This is a genomic window from Christiangramia gaetbulicola (assembly GCF_003054225.1).
GTDB lineage: Bacteria > Bacteroidota > Bacteroidia > Flavobacteriales > Flavobacteriaceae > Christiangramia > Christiangramia gaetbulicola.
Window position 1 is genome coordinate 1209479 of record NZ_QBKQ01000001.1, and the last position, 22715, is coordinate 1232193.

Annotated in this window: 21 protein-coding genes and 1 tRNA gene; 11 read left to right on the forward strand and 11 right to left on the reverse strand. The window is 38.9% G+C overall.

Annotation, left to right across the window (positions count from 1 at the left end; all coding sequences use genetic code 11):
* Nucleotides 1–8: 8 nt before the first annotated feature.
* The 3 genes from C8P64_RS05530 (at nucleotide 9) to C8P64_RS05540 (ending at nucleotide 4756) form a co-directional block, all read left to right on the forward strand.
* Nucleotides 9–1706, forward strand: a complete 1698-nt coding sequence (locus tag C8P64_RS05530) for a tetratricopeptide repeat protein (RefSeq protein WP_108171024.1) — start codon at nucleotides 9–11, stop codon at nucleotides 1704–1706.
* A 213-nt stretch (nucleotides 1707–1919) separates the two neighbouring features.
* Nucleotides 1920–2339 (forward strand): hypothetical protein, encoded by a 420-nt coding sequence (locus C8P64_RS05535; protein WP_108171025.1) that lies wholly within the window; start codon nucleotides 1920–1922, stop codon nucleotides 2337–2339.
* Between the two features lie 119 nt (nucleotides 2340–2458).
* Nucleotides 2459–4756: an alpha/beta hydrolase family protein gene (locus tag C8P64_RS05540; protein ID WP_108171026.1), complete on the forward strand. Its 2298-nt coding sequence runs from the start codon at nucleotides 2459–2461 to the stop codon at nucleotides 4754–4756.
* A gap of 51 nt (nucleotides 4757–4807) precedes the next feature.
* Here C8P64_RS05540 and C8P64_RS05545 read toward each other — a convergent pair whose 3' ends face one another.
* From C8P64_RS05545 to C8P64_RS05555, 3 genes are all read right to left on the reverse strand, one after another.
* Nucleotides 4808–5461 (reverse strand): HD domain-containing protein, encoded by a 654-nt coding sequence (locus tag C8P64_RS05545; RefSeq protein WP_108171027.1) that lies wholly within the window; start codon nucleotides 5459–5461, stop codon nucleotides 4808–4810.
* Between the two features lie 9 nt (nucleotides 5462–5470).
* Nucleotides 5471–6202 (reverse strand): lysophospholipid acyltransferase family protein, encoded by a 732-nt coding sequence (locus C8P64_RS05550; RefSeq protein ID WP_108171028.1) that lies wholly within the window; start codon nucleotides 6200–6202, stop codon nucleotides 5471–5473.
* Between the two features lie 91 nt (nucleotides 6203–6293).
* On the reverse strand, nucleotides 6294–6704 hold the full coding sequence (locus C8P64_RS05555) for a BrxA/BrxB family bacilliredoxin (protein ID WP_108171029.1): 411 nt from the start codon (nucleotides 6702–6704) through the stop codon (nucleotides 6294–6296).
* Nucleotides 6705–6886: 182 nt separating this feature from the next.
* On the opposite strand from C8P64_RS05555, the gene C8P64_RS05560 reads away from it, so the two are divergent.
* Nucleotides 6887–7621 (forward strand): TerB family tellurite resistance protein, encoded by a 735-nt coding sequence (locus tag C8P64_RS05560; RefSeq protein WP_108171030.1) that lies wholly within the window; start codon nucleotides 6887–6889, stop codon nucleotides 7619–7621.
* Nucleotides 7622–7657: 36 nt separating this feature from the next.
* Here C8P64_RS05560 and C8P64_RS05565 read toward each other — a convergent pair whose 3' ends face one another.
* Complete coding sequence (locus tag C8P64_RS05565; protein WP_108171031.1) at nucleotides 7658–8125, reverse strand: thioredoxin family protein; 468 nt, start codon at nucleotides 8123–8125, stop codon at nucleotides 7658–7660.
* A gap of 10 nt (nucleotides 8126–8135) precedes the next feature.
* Complete coding sequence (locus C8P64_RS05570) at nucleotides 8136–10493, reverse strand: TonB-dependent receptor (RefSeq protein ID WP_108171032.1); 2358 nt, start codon at nucleotides 10491–10493, stop codon at nucleotides 8136–8138.
* A gap of 102 nt (nucleotides 10494–10595) precedes the next feature.
* On the opposite strand from C8P64_RS05570, the gene C8P64_RS05575 reads away from it, so the two are divergent.
* The 3 genes from C8P64_RS05575 to C8P64_RS05585 are packed head-to-tail and all read left to right on the forward strand — an operon-like array spanning nucleotide 10596 to nucleotide 12579.
* Entirely contained in the window at nucleotides 10596–11252 is a 657-nt protein-coding gene (locus C8P64_RS05575) for a metal-dependent transcriptional regulator (RefSeq protein ID WP_108171033.1), read from the forward strand.
* 1 nt (nucleotide 11253) lies between these two features.
* Nucleotides 11254–12075, forward strand: a complete 822-nt coding sequence (locus tag C8P64_RS05580; RefSeq protein ID WP_108171034.1) for a ZIP family metal transporter — start codon at nucleotides 11254–11256, stop codon at nucleotides 12073–12075.
* A gap of 51 nt (nucleotides 12076–12126) precedes the next feature.
* Nucleotides 12127–12579, forward strand: coding sequence for a hypothetical protein (locus tag C8P64_RS05585; RefSeq protein WP_146167181.1), 453 nt, complete (start codon nucleotides 12127–12129; stop codon nucleotides 12577–12579).
* Here the strand turns inward: C8P64_RS05585 and C8P64_RS16435 are convergent, their stop codons facing one another.
* The 4 genes from C8P64_RS16435 to C8P64_RS05600 form a co-directional block, all read right to left on the reverse strand.
* Nucleotides 12580–12729 carry a FeoB-associated Cys-rich membrane protein gene (locus C8P64_RS16435; RefSeq protein ID WP_146167182.1) on the reverse strand — a complete coding sequence of 50 codons (150 nt, stop codon included), beginning with the start codon at nucleotides 12727–12729 and terminating at the stop codon, nucleotides 12580–12582.
* A 32-nt stretch (nucleotides 12730–12761) separates the two neighbouring features.
* Nucleotides 12762–14864: a ferrous iron transport protein B gene (feoB, locus tag C8P64_RS05590; RefSeq protein ID WP_108171036.1), complete on the reverse strand. Its 2103-nt coding sequence runs from the start codon at nucleotides 14862–14864 to the stop codon at nucleotides 12762–12764.
* 1 nt (nucleotide 14865) lies between these two features.
* Nucleotides 14866–15096, reverse strand: coding sequence for a FeoA family protein (locus tag C8P64_RS05595; RefSeq protein ID WP_011711045.1), 231 nt, complete (start codon nucleotides 15094–15096; stop codon nucleotides 14866–14868).
* A gap of 75 nt (nucleotides 15097–15171) precedes the next feature.
* Nucleotides 15172–15843 carry an SCO family protein gene (locus tag C8P64_RS05600; protein ID WP_108171037.1) on the reverse strand — a complete coding sequence of 224 codons (672 nt, stop codon included), beginning with the start codon at nucleotides 15841–15843 and terminating at the stop codon, nucleotides 15172–15174.
* A 153-nt stretch (nucleotides 15844–15996) separates the two neighbouring features.
* On the opposite strand from C8P64_RS05600, the gene rseP reads away from it, so the two are divergent.
* From rseP to C8P64_RS05620, 4 genes are all read left to right on the forward strand, one after another.
* Nucleotides 15997–17313 (forward strand): RIP metalloprotease RseP, encoded by a 1317-nt coding sequence (gene rseP, locus C8P64_RS05605; RefSeq protein ID WP_108171038.1) that lies wholly within the window; start codon nucleotides 15997–15999, stop codon nucleotides 17311–17313.
* A gap of 233 nt (nucleotides 17314–17546) precedes the next feature.
* Nucleotides 17547–17620, forward strand: a tRNA-Asn gene (locus C8P64_RS05610).
* Between the two features lie 439 nt (nucleotides 17621–18059).
* On the forward strand, nucleotides 18060–19265 hold the full coding sequence (locus tag C8P64_RS05615) for a porin (RefSeq protein WP_108171039.1): 1206 nt from the start codon (nucleotides 18060–18062) through the stop codon (nucleotides 19263–19265).
* A 70-nt stretch (nucleotides 19266–19335) separates the two neighbouring features.
* Nucleotides 19336–21579 (forward strand): inorganic phosphate transporter, encoded by a 2244-nt coding sequence (locus C8P64_RS05620; RefSeq protein WP_108171040.1) that lies wholly within the window; start codon nucleotides 19336–19338, stop codon nucleotides 21577–21579.
* A gap of 49 nt (nucleotides 21580–21628) precedes the next feature.
* Here C8P64_RS05620 and C8P64_RS05625 read toward each other — a convergent pair whose 3' ends face one another.
* Both C8P64_RS05625 and C8P64_RS05630 read right to left on the reverse strand, forming a co-directional pair.
* Nucleotides 21629–22075, reverse strand: coding sequence for a protein-disulfide reductase DsbD domain-containing protein (locus tag C8P64_RS05625; protein WP_108171041.1), 447 nt, complete (start codon nucleotides 22073–22075; stop codon nucleotides 21629–21631).
* Nucleotides 22062–22652: a peroxiredoxin family protein gene (locus C8P64_RS05630; protein WP_108171042.1), complete on the reverse strand. Its 591-nt coding sequence runs from the start codon at nucleotides 22650–22652 to the stop codon at nucleotides 22062–22064. Before C8P64_RS05630 ends, C8P64_RS05625 begins: the two co-directional genes overlap by 14 nt.
* Nucleotides 22653–22715: the final 63 nt, after the last annotated feature.

Genomic DNA, 22715 nt, shown 5'->3' on the forward strand with positions numbered 1-22715 from the left:
ATAATTCTATGAGATTTTTCAAACTTGCTTTGCTTCTTTGCTTATTCATTTCTTTTAATCTAATTGCTCAAAAAGATTCTTTAGAAACTAAGACTTATGATGAGCTCAGAACGTTAATAGGAGGATTAGAAAAAGAGGAAATCAACTTTGATCTTATAAATTATTACCTCAGGAAAGCCGAAAAGGAGCGAAATATTGAGCAGCAATTTGCAGCTAAAAGCTTATTTATCGAAGCTTCTATCTGGGATAGAAATTTTGATAGAGCACAGGACTCCTTAAAGCCCTTAAGAAATTTTTCTTCCCAACATGAATTAGCACCTCAAACTGTTAGTTCTTTATTTCGAATTGGCGTGGCTTATTTTTATCAGGGTCTATTGGGAAAAGCTTTGGATATTTATAATGAGGCCCTTGCTATTTCAGAAGAAATAAAAGATAAAAAGATTCAGCATAAGTTACTGCTTCAAATAGGATATATTAGATCCTCTATTGGAGATCATACTGAGGCTATAGATATTTATAACAAAAGTTTAGATGTTTTAGATGATTCAGATTTCGAAGCTATAGAGTTAGAAAAGGCTAATGCACAAAGCTATTATTATCTATCATTAACTTTTACCGATATAAAGAAGGGAGACTCTGCTTCCTATTATATCGAAAAGGCTTTAAAATTAACTCAAAAGGAAAAGGACTCCTGCCGAAGAAAATATTTTCTAAGAAGTAAAGCAAACATTCAATTGCTTAATAATGATCTCTCAAACGCAGAGAATAATCTAAAAAAAGCATTTAAGTTATGCCAGCCTTCCTCTAAAGGTGATACCCTTGTATTTTATAAGGACTTAGGGGAGGTTTATCTTGCAAAAAAAGAATATAAAAAAGCCCAAAGGTATATTCAGGACGCGATCGATATTTATCAAGTCAAAGAAGGCGAAGAGGGGTTTATGGATGATTATTACAAGCTTTTAGCCAAAGCATATAAACATACCGGAGATATAGAAAAATCTAATTTTTATCTTGAAAAGTATATAAACACTGTAGCCCAGTTTAATAAAATCAAGGACACGGTAAACCAATCTTTAAAACTTAAGGAAGTAGAGGATTTCAAAAACGAGTTATCTACGATTAAGCAGGAAAAGAACCTAACACAAGCCCACTTAAATTATCTTTTTCTTGGAGCCTCGATCATTGTGCTTTTATTATTGGCTGTGTTGCTTCGTTTTTACAGAAATAAGAAAAAGAACGAAGAGAAATTTGAAGCCTTGTTGCAGAAAATCGAAAATAATAATGAGTTAGAACGGATTACTGATTCAAAAGATCAGGTATTAGAAGAGAAAAGCAGTAATGATGTACCTGAAGAGACTAAACAAAATATTCTGCAGGGTCTCAAAAAGCTGGAAGAAAAAGAATATTTCTTAAGACAGGATTGTAATTCTTACAATGTTGCCAGGAAGATTAATACCAATACCTCCTACCTTTCCAAGGTGGTTAATTCACATTTCGGCAAAAACTTCAATACTTATATCAATGATCTGCGAATAAATTATGCGATCGTTAGGTTAAAGAACGATGTGATCTTTCGTTCCTATTCCATACAATCTATAGCCGAGGAGGTAGGTTATAAAAGCGCCGATTCCTTCAGTAAATACTTTAAACTTAATACCGGTTTAAATCCATCCTTTTACATTAAAGAGATCAAGAATATTGCCTGAAGAAGATGATCAAGCCCTAAATTTATAAAAATAGGGTTGGAGGATCCCCCCACCTTTTCAATCTAATCCGTTTCCCTGAAGGGGCTCTTTTAGCGGGGCTTTACAGGGTATTTTCTGTTCCCCAAATTTCTAAAACTGGGTCGTCTTTTCTTTTTAAATGGAATTTAGTGTTGCAGATTTGGTTCTGGAAATCAACTATTAAATATTTCAATTATGAAATTAAAAAAACCAGTAAAGCTAATCTTCATTATGATAATTTCCGGTTCAATCGGACTCACTTTTGGATTTGGAGTTGCCCAGGGTGTCATGGCCAATAATAAATTGGTAAACGCGATCGAAACCAAACTTCAGAAGAATTGCAATTGTGAAATTGTAAGTTCAGATGTAAGTTCTGTGGGAATTCAGTTCAATGTGGAGGACGGCTTCAGTAATTCTAAAGCCAGTTTCATTCTTGAAAATTGCGCTTTTCCTCTTTCTGTAGAACATGAAGCAATACGCCTAAATGATATGCTGAAAAGAGATATTGAAAATTATGATTCTCTAGACCTGATCACTTTTCATTTCAAAAATTCAGACCAACAAAAACCTGTAAAGTTCAAAGAAGGTTGTTTACTCGAAACCGGAAATATCTAATAATAACCAGATGAAGATAGACACAGCAAAGCGCATAAAAATTATTAAGGCGGCTATCGGCGTCATATTCGGCATTACTATTTACTTATTCATTAAACTCTTATTTTAAATTAAACACTATGATATCACTTTTAAAATACGTGACGGCATTGATTCTAATGCTTTTCGTAACATCGCTGGAGGCACAGGAATTAAAGGGCTCCTATAAAGGAAACCTTGAAATTCAGGGTATGCAAATGGAATTAGTTTTCAACTTTACACCAACAGATAATGGTTATACAGCAACTTTAGATGTTCCTGCCCAGGGAGCTTCGGGATTCAAGCTCGATTCGGTAGTTTTGCAGGATAAGGACGTAACAATTAAGTCTGCCAAGTTACAAATGACTTATACAGGGACATTTGAAAATGGTAGTATTAAAGGAACGTATAACCAAATGGGGAAAGAATATCCCTTAAACCTAGAGAAAACTGTGAAGAAAAAACCGGGAAACACATCATTGCCATCTACTACAGTCGAACTGGAAAAGCTTGAAGCCTTAGAGACCGGAGATTATAAATATTCTGTAGAGGATTATTTTAAAACTCCCGAAGCTTATTCCTTTCAGCTGTCTCCAGATGGAAAATATATTGCTTATATGAAACGTAGGGATTCTGGAGAGCGAGATATCTACATAAAGGAAACAGCCACCCAGAAGGAAAGTTTGCTTAAAAAACAAGGAGAGGATTTGATACGTGGATTCTACTGGTCAACCAAGGACCGTATTTTATATCTTCAGGATAAGGGCGGAGATGAAAATTACCATGTATATGGCGTAGATGTTAACGGTGAAAACGATAGCGATCTAACTCCTTTCGATGGAGTAAGAGTGAATATCATCGCTACCTTAAAGGAAGATGAGGAGCATGTTATTGTGCAAATGAACAAGGATAATCCTGGACAGGAAGAGCCTTATAGGCTGAATATAAATACAGGTGAGGTCACTAAGCTTTATACTGTTAAAGAGGGTGATGCGCCCGTCGCAGGTTACGATTTTGATCGTAAAGGAAACTTGCGCGCTATTACGCGTGTGGTAGATGGGGTGAATACTGAGCTTTTATATAAGATTGATGGTGAATTTCAAAGGGTTAAACTTACTGAATTTGGAGACTCTTTTGGAATTTCCTCTTTTAATACAAATTCTGAAAATCCTGATGACGCCTATGTAGTATCTAATCTGGAGGGTGATAAAACCGAAATTCAGCTTTATGACCTGAAGAAAAATAAAAGGCTAAAAACTGTATTCAGCAATGATACTTTCGATGTATCAGGGATATCGCTTTCCAGAAAGCGCGACTATGAAATTGACTATTTCAGGTATACCGGAGAAAAGACAGTGATCGTCCCAGTGAGTGATACTTATAAAAAGATCCATGCCCGTTTAAAGAAGGAGTTTGGCGAAAAGCAATTCTTCACTGTTGGAAAAACAGACGATGAAACGCAATATATGGTTCTTGTTAACGGCGATAAGATTATAGGAGAGTATTATTTGTACGATGTAGAGAAGGATGAGGTGAAGTTGCTATACAAACTTTTACCTCAATTAAGGGCTGAAGATATGGCTTCCATGAAGCCAATTAGTTTTAAGAGTCGGGACGGTTTAGACCTTCACGGTTATATTACATTGCCTCACGACTATAAAGCCGGTAAAAGAGTACCGCTTATAGTGAATCCTCACGGTGGACCTCAAGGTATTCGTGATAACTGGGGCTTTAATCCAGAAGCACAACTTTTTGCCAGTCGCGGGTATGCAACTTTGCATGTTAATTTTAGAGTTTCTGGTGGTTACGGTAAGAAGTTCTTAAAAGCTGGTTTTGGTGAGATAGGACGAAAGGCTATGGATGATGTAGAGGATGGTGTTGATTTTGTTGTGAACCAGGGATGGGTAAATAAAGATAAAGTCGCTATATACGGGGGAAGCCATGGCGGTTACGCAGTTTTACGTGGAATGACCAAAACCCCTGAAAAATATGCCTGCGGGGTGGATTACGTTGGAGTAAGCAACCTGAATACCTTTATGGAGACCATTCCTCCATATTGGGAGAAATACAGGGAGATCCTTTACAAGATCTGGTACAACCCAAATATTCCTGAAGAGAAAAAAATAATGGACGAGATATCTCCTGCCTTGCATGTGGACAAAATAAAGAAGCCACTATTTGTAGTGCAGGGAGCAAATGATCCCCGGGTGAATATAGACGAGGCAGACCAGATAGTTAAAAGTCTTAGAGAGCGTGGTGTTGAGGTGCCTTATATGGTGAAATATGACGAAGGACACGGTTTTGGGAAAGAAGAGAACAGGCTGGATCTTTATAAAGCTATGATGGGCTTCTTCGCTGAACATCTTAAAGATGAAAAGCTAGAACAAGTGAAGGGATAAATATTCTGAATCCTGTTATATTTAAAAGGCTGATGCTAATGCATCGGCTTTTTACTTTTCACCATTCCATTCTTTATAGAACTGGTCAAGATACTGCACCATAAAGGCATGCCTGTCTGCAGCAATCTTACGACCGGTCTCTGTATTCATACGATCCTTTAGCAAGAGAAGTTTTTCGTAAAAGTGATTGATGGTTGGAGCATTCGATGCTTTATACTCTTCCTTGGTCATATTTAAATTCGGCTTTATCTTGGGATTATAAAGTCCTCTGTCCTTAAAGCCGCCATAATTAAAAGCACGGGCAATACCAATTGCTCCCAAGGCATCAAGCCGGTCGGCATCCTGCACGATAGCAAGTTCGGGAGAAGTGAATTTCTGGTCTACATTTCCACCCTTGAAAGAGATATTTTCGATGATTTTAATAACATGATCTATCACTTCTCCTGAAGCTCCCTGAGATCTTAAAAAATCTGAAGCCACTTTTGGGCCTACGGTCTCGTCACCACCATGAAATTTTGAATCTGCGATATCATGCAGTAGAGCACCTAATTCAACGATCTCAAGGTTGGCATTTTCTCCTTCTGCTATTAACCTGGAGTTATTGAGCACTCTTTTTATATGAAACCAGTCATGACCTCCTTCAGCATTTGCAAGGCGTTCTTTTACGAATTTGATCGTATTATCGATCAGCGTATTTTCAAGCATAAATAAGAGTTATATGATATCGGCAATAATGATTCGCTCCACTTTAGCGGCAAGACTTTCCGGATCTTCAGAATTAACAGGAATGGGCTTATGTGTTTTCAATTTGACATTCACTCCAAGGTCTATGGGATAATTCCCATGTTTGAAAAGTTTCCAGGAATTATTGATGGTAATGGGCACCACGACCGCATCTGGAAGTTTTTTGAATAACATCATCAGTCCGTTCTTCCGGAATTCCTTTGGCTCCCCGGTTCTGCTGCGGGTTCCTTCTGGAAATATCACGGCAGATCTTTTGGTTTCTTTCAGGTAATCTCCAAACTGACTCATTTTCAATAAAGATTCCCGGCGATTCTTACGGTCTATCAAGACAGAACCTCCATGCCTTAGATTGAAGGATATACTAGGGATTCCATGTCCCAGTTCTTTCTTGCTTACGAATTTGGGATGATGCTTTCTAAAATACCAGATAATAGGAGGGATGTCATACATTCCCTGGTGATTAGAGACAAAGATACAGGTCTTGTCTACCGGGATATCGTGATCATTTTCTATGGTAAAAGTAGTCCCCAGGATATTCAGGCTGCGCAGTAAGAACCAGTTGAAAATATCTACACTTTTCTTGTGCGCCTGGTAACCTCCAATTTTCAAACAGATCCACTGGATAGGATGAAAAATGAGCATACTTAGAAAAAAGAAAAAATAGAATATGACCGATAAGGGATAGGAGAAAAATCTTTTCATCTTAAATTAAAAGTACAAAAATAACTATTTCAAAATAGGCGCATAAAAAAACCACGCGTAAAGCGTGGTTTGATCTGCTATTTAAAACTTATTAGCAAAATTCGTTATAAGCTCCAATCAGGTTCTCTGCGATCATATCTGCAGGACGTCCCTCAATGTGGTGACGCTCTAGCATATGAACCAGTTCCCCGTCTTTAAATAGAGCCATAGATGGAGAAGATGGAGGGAATGGTACCATCATATCTCTTGCTTTTTCTGTAGCTTCTTTATCTACACCTGCAAAAACAGTTACCAGGTTATCTGGTTTCTTAGCGTTCTGTAGAGAAAGTCTTGCTCCCGGACGTGCATTCGCTGCAGCACAACCACAAACTGAATTCACCACTACCAAAGTAGTTCCTTTTAGTTCCATAGCCTTCTCAACATCTTCTACAGTATGTAATTCTTTAAAACCAATATTGGTAAGATCTTCTCTCATTGGTTTTACTAATTCTGCTGGATACATATATATTCTATTTTTTTATTAAACTTTATTGAGGCACAAAGATACCAAATTAAGTTCAGCTTACATATCTCAAATTACTATGTGCTAATAGGTTCAATTTATGACAGAAGCTAAGAACAGATAGGCTTAGATTACCAATTAAATACTGAAAATGTTATCTTAGCCGCAAAGAAAATTGCCCGATGATCAAATGGCTTGCCGCAGTTCTGGGATATATGTACTTCAGGTTTCCCGGCGCTATTCTTGGATTTATTATAGGTTCCCTGCTGGATAATTATATCCGGTCTTCTGGAGGCATCTTCAATTCCATGATGGGAGAGAAGAAGCAAACCGTTTCCCCGGGTGATTTTGAATTGAATCTTTTATCTCTAAGCTCTATCGTTATAAAAGCAGATGGACAGGTTTCCCAGCAGGAACTGGATTATGTACGTTCTTATTTTATCCAGGCCTACGGAAAAGAGCGGGCCAATGCCACTTTTAGAACCTTTAACGAGGTGGTAAAGAACAGGCAGGTTTCGGCTTCTAATATCGCCAGGTACCTGGCCGCGAGGACAAAATATCCTACCCGTCTACAGATCATTCATTTTCTCTTCGGAATTGCCCAGGCAGATGGTCGTGTTAGTGAAGCTGAAGCTGAAGTAATAAGCGAGATTGCCGGTTATCTTCAAATTGGAAGACGAGATTTTGAAAGCATCAAAGCGATGTTCTTTAAGAACACAGACTCTGCCTATACCATTCTGGAGATCGATAAATCTGCTACTGATGCTGAAGTGAAAAAAGCCTATCGTAAAATGGCCAAAAAATACCACCCCGATAAACTGGGGCATATGGATGAAGCTTATAGAAAAGGAGCTCAGGAGAAATTTACTAAAGTCCAGGAGGCATACGAACAGATACAGAAAGAGCGAGGGCTTTAGAAACTTGGCTTTTATGTTTTGAAGTAAATTCTACAGTTATCCATTAATCAATAGCTTCATTTTCTCTGAAGTCAGGTAATCGTAACTTTTAATTTTCACCCTGAAATTTTCATCAAGAACCATTAAAACGGGAAAAGATATCGGTCTATCATCCCTGCTCCCCAGAATTAGAGGAATCTGGTGGATGCCGTTTCGTTTTATCCTGGCCTGTTCGTTGGTAAAAACCTGACCGTCGAATTCAATTTTTTCCAGGCTTTCAGCATTCATCTTTACCGGATAAAAATCTTTATTCAGTTTTGAAACTATCTTGGGATCTTTAAAAGCATTCCTGTCCATCTTTTTACAGTACACGCACCAGTCTGTATAAAAATATACAAATACCGGTCTGCTTTCTATCTGCAGCGAATCTTCCAGTTCTTCAAATCCCATCCATTGGATCTCCTTCTGTTGCCCCAGAACAGCTTGTGAAAGACAGATGAATATTATGAGAATTGTTCTATTCATGCTTCAGCAACTATTCGTGCAGATTTCCAAACTTGATCCCAAAGAAAAAAGTACGGGGCCTCGATGGTCCATAGATGAAATCTGAATCCCGTGTAGGGCCGGAGTCAAAGTCATCCTGGTATTCATTGAACACATTCTGGACACCCGTACTTAGATTAATATGAAAATTCTCCGTTATATCTATATGCTGACTAAGCTTAATATTCATGTCCCAAAAAGTTGGGGACTCTATTAAATCCAACATTCCATTAGGATTGATCACCCGTGGAATGGTCATTTTGCCGGTATAAGTTCCTGTAAGGTCAACCGCAAAGCCTTCGAAAGGGGAGGTGTTAACATTTAAGTAGCCGTAAAAATCAGGATTCCTTACAAATTCAGAGATAATAATATCCTGTTCTGAACCTGAATTTGGGTCTGCTTCAAATAGGATCTGGTCTTCTTTATAGATAGAACGCTGGTAAGTTCCACCAAGTTGAAAGGTTAGATCTGAATTTGGAGAAACACCGATTTCAAAATTCGTTCCCGTTACGTAGGCTCCACTTCCGTTCCGTACTTCTTTCAGGATAGAACCGTTGGGGAGGCTTGCACCAGTACTTACGGTAGTGAATGGATCCTGAAGTTCGGTAAAGAACCCTTCCAGAAGAAAATCTGTTTGTAGTTTGTTTTTGCTGAAAGAATAATTGAAAGAGGCCGTGTAGGCATTCGAATATTCAGTTTCGAGATCGTTCGATAAGATCACGAACTGAGGTTCTCCACCTACCGAAGATATATGCAGGTCTTCATTAAAGGCTTGCGGTGCCCTGAAGCCTCTGGCATAGCCTCCTCTAAACTGTAATTCTTCGGTTATGTCATAAAGTATGGTGATCCTTGGGCTCAGAACTGTTTGATCGATAATGGAGAATCTGGAAATATCCTCTACAGCGTAATTCCCTGTAATATTTATGTGGTCGAGCCTTGCTCCTAATAAAGCGGTGAAATTTTCAACGGGTTTCCATTCATATTGGGCAAAAGCGGCATAAGAATTCACTTTCTGATCTATATATCGATTATAACCGGCTATATCATCTTCGGTATTGCTATGATTATATTCTACACCTGTGGTAAGCACGTCATTGTTGGCAAAATTTCTTGTGAACTGAAAACCTCCCAGTAATGCGAGATCAGTTGTATTCCCATAGGCATTAGAAGCAGAAATGCTATCCTGTGCGGTACGGCCTCCACCAAGGCCGCCATAATAACTCTTTCGGTCTGTATGCTGACCGGAAACATAAACAGAATAATTATTGGTTCTTTCGACGTTTGAAAAGTCGTAGGTAAGTCCGCCTATAAATGTATTATGATCCAGTTGTTCGGTAATATCTGTTAAGTGAGGAGGGAGTTCCAGGCGATCACCGCCTTTTCTATATTCTTTTAGTGCGGTGAGATCAAGGCTCAGTTTACTAAGTTCATCAGGTTTAAAAAATGCTTTCGCACCCAGCGTGTTATTGGTAAGTTCGGTTATCTCGGTAAAACCATCGCCATTGGCATCGAAGGCCGAGCGATCTCTGTTCATTCCATAAATAGTAACTCCACTATTCAGATCTTCGGCTACAACCGAACCTGCAAAATTTAAAGTTCTATCGGGGATCTCGCCATCTATTAAAGAAAGATTACTAGCGATATTCCAGGTATTCAGGACCGGTTCTTTGGTAATAATATTTATAGTACCGGCAATGGCGTTTGAACCGAATAGCGCAGATCCTCCACTGCGGACAACTTCTACCCGGTCCAGAATAGAGGTTGGGATCTGTTCTAACCCGTATACGCTGTTCAAAGCGCTGAACACAGACCGGCTGTTTATGAGGATCTGGGTGTAACTCCCGTCAAGACCGTTTAGCCTAACCTGGGTAAAACCGCAGTTCTGGCAATTGGTTTCCACACGTACTCCGGGTTGAAAATTTAAAGTTTCAGCAACCGAAGCGGACTGGGTAGCATTGAACAATTTCGAATTCAGTACGTTAACGATGACCGGAGCCTGCTTTAGGTCTATTCTGTTCCTGGTAGCACTAATAACTACCTGGTCCAGTCCAAGTGCATCCTCTTCCATTTGGATCGTTAATAGTTCTGCTTCATAATCCCTTGGATCAATCTTTATTTTTCTTGTTTTAAAGCCGATCGCCTGGATAATAAGTTCTGCTTTTTCAGATTTAAGCTTAAGAGAGAACCTGCCATTAGGGTCTGCACTGGCGCCATGATTGGTTCCTGAAACAGAGATATTGGCAAATGGAACTGCCCGGCCATTGTGAGATACCAGTCCTTCGATTTCAGTGGACTGAGCTATCGCCGTTGAACAAAAAATACTTAATAATATACCTGCTAAAAGCTTCACGTAGAGTTATTTTATGCAAAGCTATAAAATTAATTTAGGCTAATCTAAAAAATTGATTAATTAAATTTAAAAATGTATTTTTGGGCAATTAAAATTTAATTCATGTTCAGCTTATCTGAAGAAAATTATCTCAAGGCCATTTTTCATCTGGAAACAGCTTATAAAAGTGGAGTTAGTACGAACGCCCTCGCGGAAGAAATGCAGACCAAGGCTTCTTCTGTGACCGATATGATTAAGCGTCTGTCTGATAAAGACCTGGTGAATTATAAAAGGTATCAGGGAGTTAAACTGAGTGAAGCGGGAAAGGATGCGGCGATAGAAGTCATAAGAAAGCATCGCCTCTGGGAGGTTTTTCTGGTAGAAAAATTAGGTTTTAACTGGGATGAGGTTCATGAAGTTGCCGAGCAACTGGAACATATCAAGTCTGAAAAGCTTACCAACGAACTGGATAAATTCCTGGAATACCCAAAAAGGGACCCGCATGGAGATCCTATTCCAGATGCTAAAGGGAATTTTGCCGTGGCCAACCGTGTGCTTTTATCTGAACTTAAAAAAGGAGAAATCGGTATTTGTGTGGGTGTTAAAGATTCTTCAGCCGAGTTCCTGCAATACCTGGACAAGAACAATATTTCTCTTGGTAAGGAGATAGAGGTTAAAGAAAAAGAAGATTTTGACCAGTCCATGCTGATAAAGATGGACGGAAAGGAATTAAGGATATCCAACCAGATATCAGCGAACTTATATATAAAAACAACTTAGAATGGATATTATTTTAGATTATTTTGAATCTCTGGATCCTGTTTTTGCGGCTTTTCTGGCGACACTTTTTACGTGGGGTCTTACCGCATTAGGAGCCTCCCTGGTTTTCCTATTTAAAGGGATGAACCGTGCTTTCTTTGATGGAATGCTTGGTTTTACCGGTGGAGTGATGGTAGCAGCAAGTTTCTGGAGTCTTCTGGCTCCAGGAATTGAGATGAGTCCAGGAGAAGGTTTCGTAAAGGTGATTCCGGCAGTAGTTGGTTTTGGTTTAGGAGCTCTTTTTATTTTTGGACTGGATAAAGTGTTACCGCACTTGCATGTGAATTTCAAAATGAGCGAATCTGAAGGTATAAAAACACCTTGGCATAAGTCGGTTTTATTAACTCTTGCCATCACGCTTCACAATATTCCGGAAGGTCTTGCGGTAGGAGTTCTTTTTGGTGGTGTAGCTGCTGGATTTGAAGGCGCCAGTATCGGTGGGGCGGTTGCTCTGGCGATTGGGATAGGACTTCAGAATTTTCCTGAAGGTTTCGCCGTAGCCATGCCTTTAAGAAGATTGGGCCTTAGTCGTTGGAAAAGTTTTAATTACGGGCAACTATCGGCTATCGTGGAACCCGTGGCCGCTGTTCTGGGTGCCTGGGCTGTACTTACTTTTCAGCCTATACTTCCTTATGCCTTATGTTTTGCTGCTGGAGCAATGATCTTTGTGGTTGTGGAAGAAGTGGTTCCGGAAGCCCAGCAGGGTAACTTTACAGATATTTCTACCATGGGATTTATTGGCGGATTCATGGTGATGATGACCCTGGATGTAGGGCTGGGATAATATTTCCTGTAACACTTCATTGGAATGGTCGTCCTTATAATAAAGCCAACCATGAAGATAGCTCTATTTTTTCTCGTTCTGTTCCATTCAGTTTTAATTGGAAATCAGGATCCTGTACCTTCCAAATATAACGTGCAGGAGGCAACTCTTTGCCAGGGAGACAATCTGGTACTGGGCGATAAGGAGATCAAATTCAAGGAAATAATTTCAGATTCGAGATGTCCTAAAAGAGTTTCCTGTATCTGGGCGGGTGAAGTTAAGGTGCTTGTAGAGTTTTATCAGGACGGTAAATTCAAAGGTGAAAAGGTTATTACTGGATCTAATTATTCAGCGGGAAATGCGAGTGTTACGGCTTCAACCGATATTTCAATAGCTGAATTTTTTAAAAACTCAGAATTCGTAATTAAGAAAGTTGTAGTGATGCCTTATCCTGAAGCAGGATATAAAATAGGGGAGGAAGAATACAGTTTACAGCTTATGGTGTCACAAGCTTTAAAGAAGTAATTAATCACCGCATCCACAATCTGAAACTCCGCAGGATCCAGATTTCTTTTTACCACTTAGAAATGCAGGTTTCCAAACGAACTTGGTGATAATATATCCCAGTGCGAATAAAAAGGTGATAAAGACCAGTATTTCCTGTAAGATTTCCATATTCTTTAAGTCGTTTTCAATTCTTTTCCTTACTATTTCAGCAATTGAAATGCAATGAGGGCCACTACATAAGCAAAACCACTCATTATAATTAATTGCAATAATGGCCATTTCCAGGTATTGGTTTCCCGTTTTACAATAGCCAGGGTACTCATACATTGCATGGCAAAAGCATAGAACAATAAAAGGCTGACCCCGCTGGCAAAAGTAAACAGAGGACCTCCCAGAACCGGATTGGTTTCAGCGGCCATTCTATTCTTTATGGTTTCTTCTTCATCACTACCAACACTATATATCGTAGCCAGTGTGCCAACAAAAACCTCTCTTGCGGCAAATGAACTAATAATGGCGATACCGATCTTCCAGTCGTAACCAAGTGGAGCCACAGCAGGCTCGATACCTCTACCCATGATACCGATATAAGAATTCTTCAGTTTAAAAGATGCGATCTCTTCATCCAGTTCATCCTGAGGAATACTGTTTTCAGTAGTATAATTTGAAGAAACGATCTCTTCGGCATTTTCAAAATTATCTCCCGGGCCATAACTTGCCAGAACCCAAAGTATCACTGAAATAGCTAAAATGATCTTTCCGGCTCCAAATACAAAAGACTTGGTTTTTTCCACCACATTGATCGCGACATTCTTGATCATAGGCAGTTTATAATTCGGCATTTCTATCACGAAATAGCTCTTGGTCTTGGTTTTCATGATCTTATTAAGGATCCAGGCTGAAAATATGGCCATTCCAAACCCTAAAAGATAAAGGATCATTAAGGTGATTCCCTGTAAATTAAGTCCAAGGAAAGCTTTGTCTGGTATTACCAGAGCGATAATGATCAAATAAACGGGTAACCTCGCCGAACAGGTTGTAAAAGGCACTACCAGGATGGTGATAAGCCTTTCTTTCCAGTTTTCGATATTTCTTGTAGCCATTACTGCCGGTATCGCACAGGCGGTACCAGATACCAGTGGCACAACGCTTTTTCCGCTTAAACCAAATCGCCTCATGATACGATCCATAAGGAAAACAACCCGGCTCATATAGCCAGATTCTTCAAGAATGGAAATGAAAAGGAACAGGAATGCGATCTGCGGAATAAAGATTACGATCCCACCTAAACCGGGCACGATCCCTTCAGATATTAGATTTGTAAATGAACCTGAAGGTAAAGTATCCTTGGTCCACTCGCTTAATGAAGCGAAAGCGGCATCGATCATATCCATAGGATAACTCGACCAGCTGTAGATAGCCTGGAAAATCAATAATAATATTCCGAAGAAGATAAAATAACCCCAAACCTTGTGTGTAAGGATCCGGTCCAGTCTGGATCTTAAGTCTGTCGCGGCATTTTTATCAACTTTCATGGTTTCCCTAAGGACTCCATTAATGAATTGATACCTCAAAATGGTTTCCTTCTGCTGAAGTCTTTTAAGATCGCTTATGGATTTGGTGCTGAAATCAGAGTTCTTCTTTAGTTCTCCACGGTTAATGTTTCCAAAGTTCACATCCTGGGTGATCACCAGCCATAATTTGTAAAGAGACTGGTTAGGAAACGCTTTTCTTAAGTTTCCGAAATATTCCGGGTCTATTACCGATGCATTTACGCAGGGCTCGATAGGAATATGTCTGTAATTAAGTATAAGTTCTTTAAGATAATCTATGCCCATTCTTTTACGGGCGCTAATAAGAGCGATCTTCGTCTTAAGACGTTCCTCCAGAAGTTCTACATCAAGGCTGATTCCCTTTCTATCCATCCTGTCGGCCATATTAATGGCAAGAATTGTTGGAATACCAAGATCTTTTATTTGGGTAAAAAGTAGAAGATTCCTTTTCAGGTTTTCAACATCGCTAACTACTACCGCGACATCTGGAAAGTCCTTGTCGTTCTTATTGAGTAATAGTTCGATAACAACATTTTCATCAAAAGAAGATGCGTTAAGGCTATAAGTTCCGGGAAGGTCAAGAATATGGGCTTTCAGGCCCCGGGGAAGTTTACAGATCCCTTCTTTTTTTTCAACCGTAATACCGGGATAATTACCAACCTTCTGGTTAAGGCCTGTTAACTGATTAAATACAGAAGTCTTGCCGGTGTTGGGATTACCAATTAAAGCAACATTAATTTGCTTACCCATATTAGCCTATTAATTCAATTTCTATTAGTAAAGCGGTTTCTTTTCTTATGGCCAGATGACTTCCATTTATATTGAGATACATTGGATCATGGAATGGCGCAGTTTGAACCAGTTCTACCTCGTTCCCGGGAAGGCAACCCATTTCAAGCAGCTTTAGAGGTACCATATCTGCCGAGAATTCTTTGATGATTCCCCGCTGACCTCGTTTTAAATTAGCAACCGTCACCTTCACTTTTTATTTAGATTGATTTTAAACAAGGCAAAAGTAATGGATTTTAGACCAATACAAAAGTTAAAGGCCAAATTATTAGTTATCCTCGGCTTTAAGGACTTTTAGGTCATGCATAAGGTTCTCGATGGCTTCAGGATCTGTACCATCATAAAATCCTCGAATCTGCCTGTCTTTATCAACCAGGACGAAGTTTTCTGTATGGATCATGTCATATTTTCCGCCATCTCCGGTAGACTTTGTGGCCAGGTAAGATTTACGGGCAAGATCATAGATCTGTTTTTTATCCCCGGTGACCAGGTTCCATTTTTCATCGATGACTCCTTTTTCTTCCGCGTACTTCTTTAAAACAGGCACACTGTCTGTAACCGGAAAAACAGTATGCGATAGCAGGAAAACTTCATCATCGTTCTTGATCTTCTCCTGAATCTGGATCATATGATCTGTCATGATAGGGCAGATCGTAAGGCAGGTAGTAAAGAAGAAATCGGCTATATAGATCTTGTCTTTATAATCTTCCTGGGTGATCGTATCACCATTTTGATTCACCAGTTCGAAATCGGCGATCTTATGATATTTTCTAACATATTGCTTGGTGGAGTCTACCAGTTCAGCATTTACCATATCTGGCTGGTATACTGGCAGGCGTTCTTCGGGTTTCAGTAATGTATAAATGCAGAAAATAATAATTACTGAGAGTATAAAGAAAACTATGGCAAAGGTTTTGTATCGTGCAAAAAACTTGAGCATAAGTTTAAATTTCTGCAAAGTTATAGCCTGGGGATCAAATAGTCGAATTCTGTTGATGAAATTTTCAGAAGAGGATAAATCACTTGAAACATAAACTTTTGTAGGAGCTTATAAAAACTTACTTTTGTGCGATTTTAAATTTGAAGTTACCTGATGGATCCATTTTTAGTAAAAGCCATACAATTAATACTTAGCCTGTCTTTTTTGATCGTTCTGCATGAACTTGGTCACTTTGTTCCGGCGAAACTTTTTAAGACCAGGGTTGAGAAATTCTTCCTTTTCTTCGATGTTAAATTTGCCCTTTTCAAAAAGAAAATCGGTGATACCGTTTACGGGATAGGATGGCTGCCTTTAGGTGGTTATGTCAAAATCTCCGGAATGATCGATGAGAGCATGGACAAGGAGCAGATGGCTCTTCCACCTAAAGAATGGGAATTCAGGAGCAAGCCGGCCTGGCAAAGACTTATCATCATGCTTGGTGGGGTGACGGTGAACCTTGTTTTAGGTTTCCTTATCTATATGATGATCATGTTTGTTTGGGGTACGGCTTATGTTGGTCCAGATGATATGCCAGAAGGATTTGCAGTTGTAGATTCTTTTGAAGAGTATGGATTTGAAGATGGGGACAGAATACTTGAAGTAAACGGAAAGGAATTCGAGAATAGCCTGGATATCAATAAACATCTTTTTATGAGAGATGTTGAGAACATCACGGTATTACACCAGGATGGGACCGAGGAAACTATAAGTGTTCCAGAAGAAATAGGTACCCAGATGTTCGAACAGGGCATAATGCAGCCATTCGTGCCGATAATGGCTCCTGTATTGGATTCGGTTCAACCAGGACTGGCAGCTGAAAAAGCAGGCCTTAAAAAGGGTGATAAGGTTATCTCTTTAAATGACATTGAAATAGGATACTACCATGAACTGGCTCCGGTATCTGTTGAAAATAAAGGAAAAGAGGTGAGCTTGGTTTATGAAAGAGACGGTAAAATTAAGAGTACTTCTATAACTCCTAATGAAGAGGGTAGACTTGGGTTTGTCAAAAATTACGAATTCGATATCCAGAGAAAAAGCTATAACTTTTTACAGAGTATAAGTAAAGGTTTTGATTACGGGTATTGGACACTTCGTGATTATGTATATCAATTTAAATATGTATTCACCAAGAAAGGAGCTTCTCAATTAGGAGGTTTTGGTGCTATTGGAGGTTTATTCCCTGATACCTGGAACTGGGCCGGATTCTGGCATACCACAGCTTTATTATCGATTATCCTCGCGTTTATGAATATCCTGCCAATCCCGGCACTGGACGGCGGGCATGTAATGTTCCTGTTATATGAAATGGTAACCGGTAGAAAACCAAACGACAAGTTCATGGAAGTAGCGCAGATGGTTGGATTCTTCTTATTGATCGCCCTGGTGCTTTACGCGAATGGAAATGATATCTATCGCTGGCTTTTTGAATAAGTAGATGATATCAATTAAAATAGAAAAGGCAGTGCGTTGGCACTGCCTTTTTTTTGGTTTTTACTTTTTCTAATGAAGAAATTTAAAATTATAATATTTTGCTCAAGCACCTAAAATATTGACATTCTGAGGGATTCAAAATTCTCTAAAAATTCTTCAAAAAAAATCGAAAAAATCTTTTGACGGCATTTAAAAATTGATTTATATTTGCAACCGCTTACAAAGCAAAACACTCCTCCTTAGCTCAGTTGGTTAGAGCATCTGACTGTTAATCAGAGGGTCCTTGGTTCGAGCCCAAGAGGAGGAGCAAAATTAAAGCCTGACATTTATGTTGGGCTTTTTTTATGGATTAATATTTGGGCGAGAAGTTTATCCCGGGCGGGGAACAAGTCTCGGGAAGCCTAAGAGGAGGAGCAAAAAAAGCCATTCGTTTTACGAGTGGCTTTTTTGTTTTCAGATGGAACCTATCACTAATTCTATCCTTTAGGAAATCTAATCCTTAATTTTTATTTAATATACCGTTGATGCAAAGTTTAAACTTGTGGGTTTTATTTGTTGCCTATATAAGACACACTTAAAATCGTTTAAGTTTTTGTCGACTTGATTAGTATAGTGTGTAAGGGCTGTCTTTAAAGGCGGCCCTTTTTTTCTTATAAAAACTTGCCGTAGTCTTAACTGTTTGGAAACATTAAGTTAACCTTGGAGTCGTTTCTTTGCCGGCGACAAAAACTTAATAAACGATTTTCATGAAAAATGCGATCTACGCAGTACTAGTGTGTGTTTTGACTTCTTTTAACCTGTACTCACAGGAGATTAGCGATACAAAATTTGGTAAAGGATTGATCAACTTCACGGCTAAGGACAGTTCTTTTAGCGTGAAATTTGCTCCAAGGATTCAGTTTAGATCATATACCTCCTGGGATTATGATGGTGAAAACTTTGAAGATCCAGAGCAGGCGTTTCTAATTAGAAGAGCCAGATTGAAATTTGACGGTTGGGCGCTTACTCCAAAACTTAAATACAAGATCGAATTAGGATTATCTAACAATGACATTTCTGGTGCCAATGAATTTACCCGGAATGCTCCTAGATATATCCTTGATGCGGTTCTTAAATGGAATTTCTATGAGAACTTCGAACTATGGGCTGGTCAGACCAAACTTCCCGGTAACGTAGAACGTGTAGTTTCTTCCGCCAACCTTCAGTTTATAGATCGATCTATCCTAAATAGCAGATTCAATATAGACCGTGATATAGGATTACAACTTCACCACAAGATAAATATCGGGGAGAATTTTGTGATCAAAGAGAAACTGGCCCTTTCCCAGGGTGAGGGGAGAAATATCACTGTAGGTAATCTTGGTGGTTTGCAGTATACCGGTAGACTTGAATTATTGCCTTTCGGTGAATTTACTAATAAAGGAGATTATGTACAGTCAGACCTTGAAAGAGAACAAACCCCAAAACTGATGTTGGGTGCGGTTTACGATTTTAACGACGATGCGGTAAAAACAAGAAGTAACCTGGGTAGTTATATGATCCTGGAAGATGGTACTTTGTATCAAACAGATATCACCACATTATTCTTGGATGCCGTTTTTAAATATAATGGTTGGTCTATGCAGGCTGAATATGCGAACAGGGAGGCAGATGCACCTCTGGCAATTAGAGAAGGTGAGACCAATCTTCCAGACTATGTTGTTGGTGTGGGAAATGCTTTTAATATTCAGGCAGGTTATTTATTCAAAAGTAATTATGAGATCGCCGCAAGGTATTCTACCAACGATTTTAAAGAAATAACAAATTTATTGAACAGAAAAGAATATACTCTGGGAGGTTCTAAATATATTGTAGGGCATAAATTAAAGATTCAGGCAGATTTGACCTATGCCTTACAGGATGATATAAACGACTATATAGCTTTTAGAGCTGGTTTTGATTTTCACTTTTAAAAATTAACAATTTGGTAACAGTAAATCCTTAATTTGATTGGATACTTGCACCGCTTTTTAAACATAAAAAATGGAAAATATTTATTTGTTGATGTTAGTAGCATTAGTGGTTCTTGCCATCGCCGATTTGGTGGTTGGAGTTAGTAATGATGCTGTAAACTTTTTGAACTCAGCTATTGGTTCCAAAGCGATCTCATTTAAGACCATTATGATCGTGGCCAGTCTGGGTATTTTCTTTGGAGCAGTATTCTCCAGCGGAATGATGGAAGTGGCGCGTAAAGGGATCTTTATGCCCGGCCAGTTCTACTTCGATGAGATCATGATCATTTTCATGGCCGTGATGATCACCGATATTCTCTTGCTGGACTTTTTCAATACCCTTGGGATGCCGACCTCTACAACGGTATCTATTGTATTTGAATTACTGGGTGCAGCCGTTGTTATGGCCTTAATAAAAATAAGTGCTTCAGACACGCAAACGCTTTCAAACCTTGCTGGGTATATAAATACAGACAAAGCAGGTGAAATTATCTCGGGGATATTCCTCTCGGTAATCATCGCCTTTACTATAGGTGCCCTTGTACAATGGCTCTCCAGGTTGGTTTTTTCATTTGAATATGAGAAGAAGGTTAAGAATTTCGGGGCCATCTTTGGTGGAGTTTGTTTGACCGCTATCGGGTATTTTATCTTCTTTAAAGGTTTAAAAGGAACCCCTTACTACGGAAGTTTTAAAGATATTCTTGCCAGCCAGTGGCTAACTGTAGTTGGTGTTAGTTTTGTATTCTGGACCCTGTTCTCATGGTTGTTCATGAAAATATTCAAGAAAAGTATACTTATTATAGTTATCGCGATTGGAACCTTTGGTCTTGCTCTGGCATTCTCTGGGAATGACCTGGTGAACTTCATCGGGGTACCAATGGCTGCATATCACTCTTACGAGGCATGGGCAGCATCTGGACAGGCGGCGTCTTCTTTCTCTATGGAAGTTTTAAGAGAGAAAGTACCGGCAGAACCTATCCTGTTGTTCATCTCTGGAGGTATCATGGTTTTAACCTTGTGGTTCTCTAAAAAAGCAAGAAGCGTAGCAGAGACAGAAATTGGTCTTTCCAGACAGGGTCACGGAACAGAAAAGTTCGATCCTAATATGTTATCCAGAGCTGTAGTTGCAGGAAGTACAAAACTTGCCGACGGTTTAAGACATATATTACCAGTTGGTACAAAGAGAAGGATCAGCAAAAGCTTTGAGAAACCAGATGATATCCTTGTAGGGGATAAAGCTGAAGAACAACCGGCTTTTGATATGATCAGGGCTTCTATAAACCTTACGGTTGCCGGAGTTCTTATCTCTATCGCAACTTCTTATAAATTACCATTATCTACAACCTATGTGACCTTTATGGTGGCTATGGGTACTTCGCTGGCAGATAAAGCCTGGGGAAGAGAAAGTGCAGTTTACAGAGTTGCAGGGGTGCTTAATGTGATTGGTGGATGGTTCTTTACGGCATTTAGCGCATTTACCGCAGCCGGGATCCTTACCTATATCATCTTCCTTGGGAAAGGACCTGCAATAGCAATTCTGTTATTAGTAGCTATTGGACTATTGGTGAGAAACTATATTTCTCATAAGAACAAGGCGATCGCGAAAGCAGATAAATCTGGTCTTAAAAAATCTGAAAGTAAGACCGTACAGGGAATTATCGCTGAAAGTGCAGATAATATCTCCAACGTGGTTTCAAGATCTAACAAGATCTATTCAGATGTATTGACCGGTCTGGCCAAACAGGATAAGAAGAAGCTTAAGAAAAGTAAGAAAGGTGTAGATAAGCTTGAAGCTGAAATTGAAGATCTTCGTGATCATATATTCTTCTTTATTAAAAGTCTTGATGAGACAAGCGTAAGAGGAAGTAGTTTCTATATCGCTATCCTTGGTCATCTTACAGATATAGCTCAGTCTTTAGAATATATCTCTAAAAAGAGTTACAAGCATATCAACAATAATCACAAGCCGCTTAGGTATAATCAAATCACCGATCTTAAAGAGGTAGATGATACTTTAAGTGATCTTCTTGGAAAGATCGACAGGATCTTTACCGATAAGAGGTTTGAATATATTAGTGATATTGTAGATTCTAAACCTGAAATGCTTAAGAGCATCAATGATAAGATAGAAAAACAGGTTTCAAGAACAAGAACTGAAGAGTCAAGTCCTAAGAACACGACTTTATACTTCAATATTCTGCTAGAAACTAAAGAATTAATGAACGCTATTATGAACCTTATGGAAGAGTATCATTCCAGTTATAAAAAGGTATAATCAATAGTTTGAAATTTTAAAAAGCCACGTCATTTTGAAGTGGCTTTTTTTATAGAGCTATTTCAAATTTGAGATCTCTGGGGAAATAGCATTTCCGGTTATCACATGCCTGGTAAGTAAGCACACCTTTAAGTTTCTCTGTGGTTAATTTTTTTGAATCTAAAGGGCGTAATTGAACTTTTGCCTGAAATTCATGACTTATAACCTCATGGGGGATTTTGTCTAAATAAATAGTGTCATAAGCAGGAACAAGCAGTTGTTGAAGTGATATTGAAAATGCACTGGACGGCTCAAAAATTATTGAACTAGGAATTATATTTTCAGGAACATCTTTATCGCTTTGAATATGGTAGCCTGGCTCTATGCTGAACGAAATAATAACTTCGGTATAAGCGTCATTGATATTGATCTCGGTTAAGTCGTTATCAAGAGCGACAAAATCGGTTTGAAGCTGAAGAAAAAGAAATGTAATTAGTATTTGCTTAAAGAAGCTCATTGAGTTTTTCCTTAAGTGCCAGGAGTTCAGCGTCAAAATTTTTGGAATCAAGGAGTGACATGAACCTGATCTTGCCTTCCTGATCTATGATAAGATTCGAAGCCAGCATTACCTCATCCCTGGATAGTTCCGGCAGAATTTTTTCCGGAGCGAAACTGGCGGCAACTTCTCCATCTGTATCCAGTAAAATAGGAAAAGACAGATCGTGTTTCTTTTTCAGTTGTTGTTCTACCAGCTCTTTAGGCTCTTTTACGTCGATGATCAATACTTCTACCCCCTTATCCTTATATTCCTGGTATAGTTTCTCCAGATGTGGAGCTTCCGCATTACAAAATGGGCACCAGGTAGTGGCAATATGTAATACCAGTATTTTATCCTTATAATCCTGCAACTGGACCATTTTGCCATCCAGATCTGGTAATTCAAAATCTGGCGCTTCTTTTTTGTAGTCTATTTCAGATGTTTCTGAAGAGTCTTTGTCAGTCTGAGCATAAATATTCTGTGAGATCCAGAAGCTGAATATCATGCTGAAAATTAATTTGAACACCAGTCCCCGTTTTGTTCTTGCTAAACTCATAACGCCTTCTTTTAATTGGCGAGTCTACTGAAAAGCAGTGCTTTATAAATTTAATATTAAATG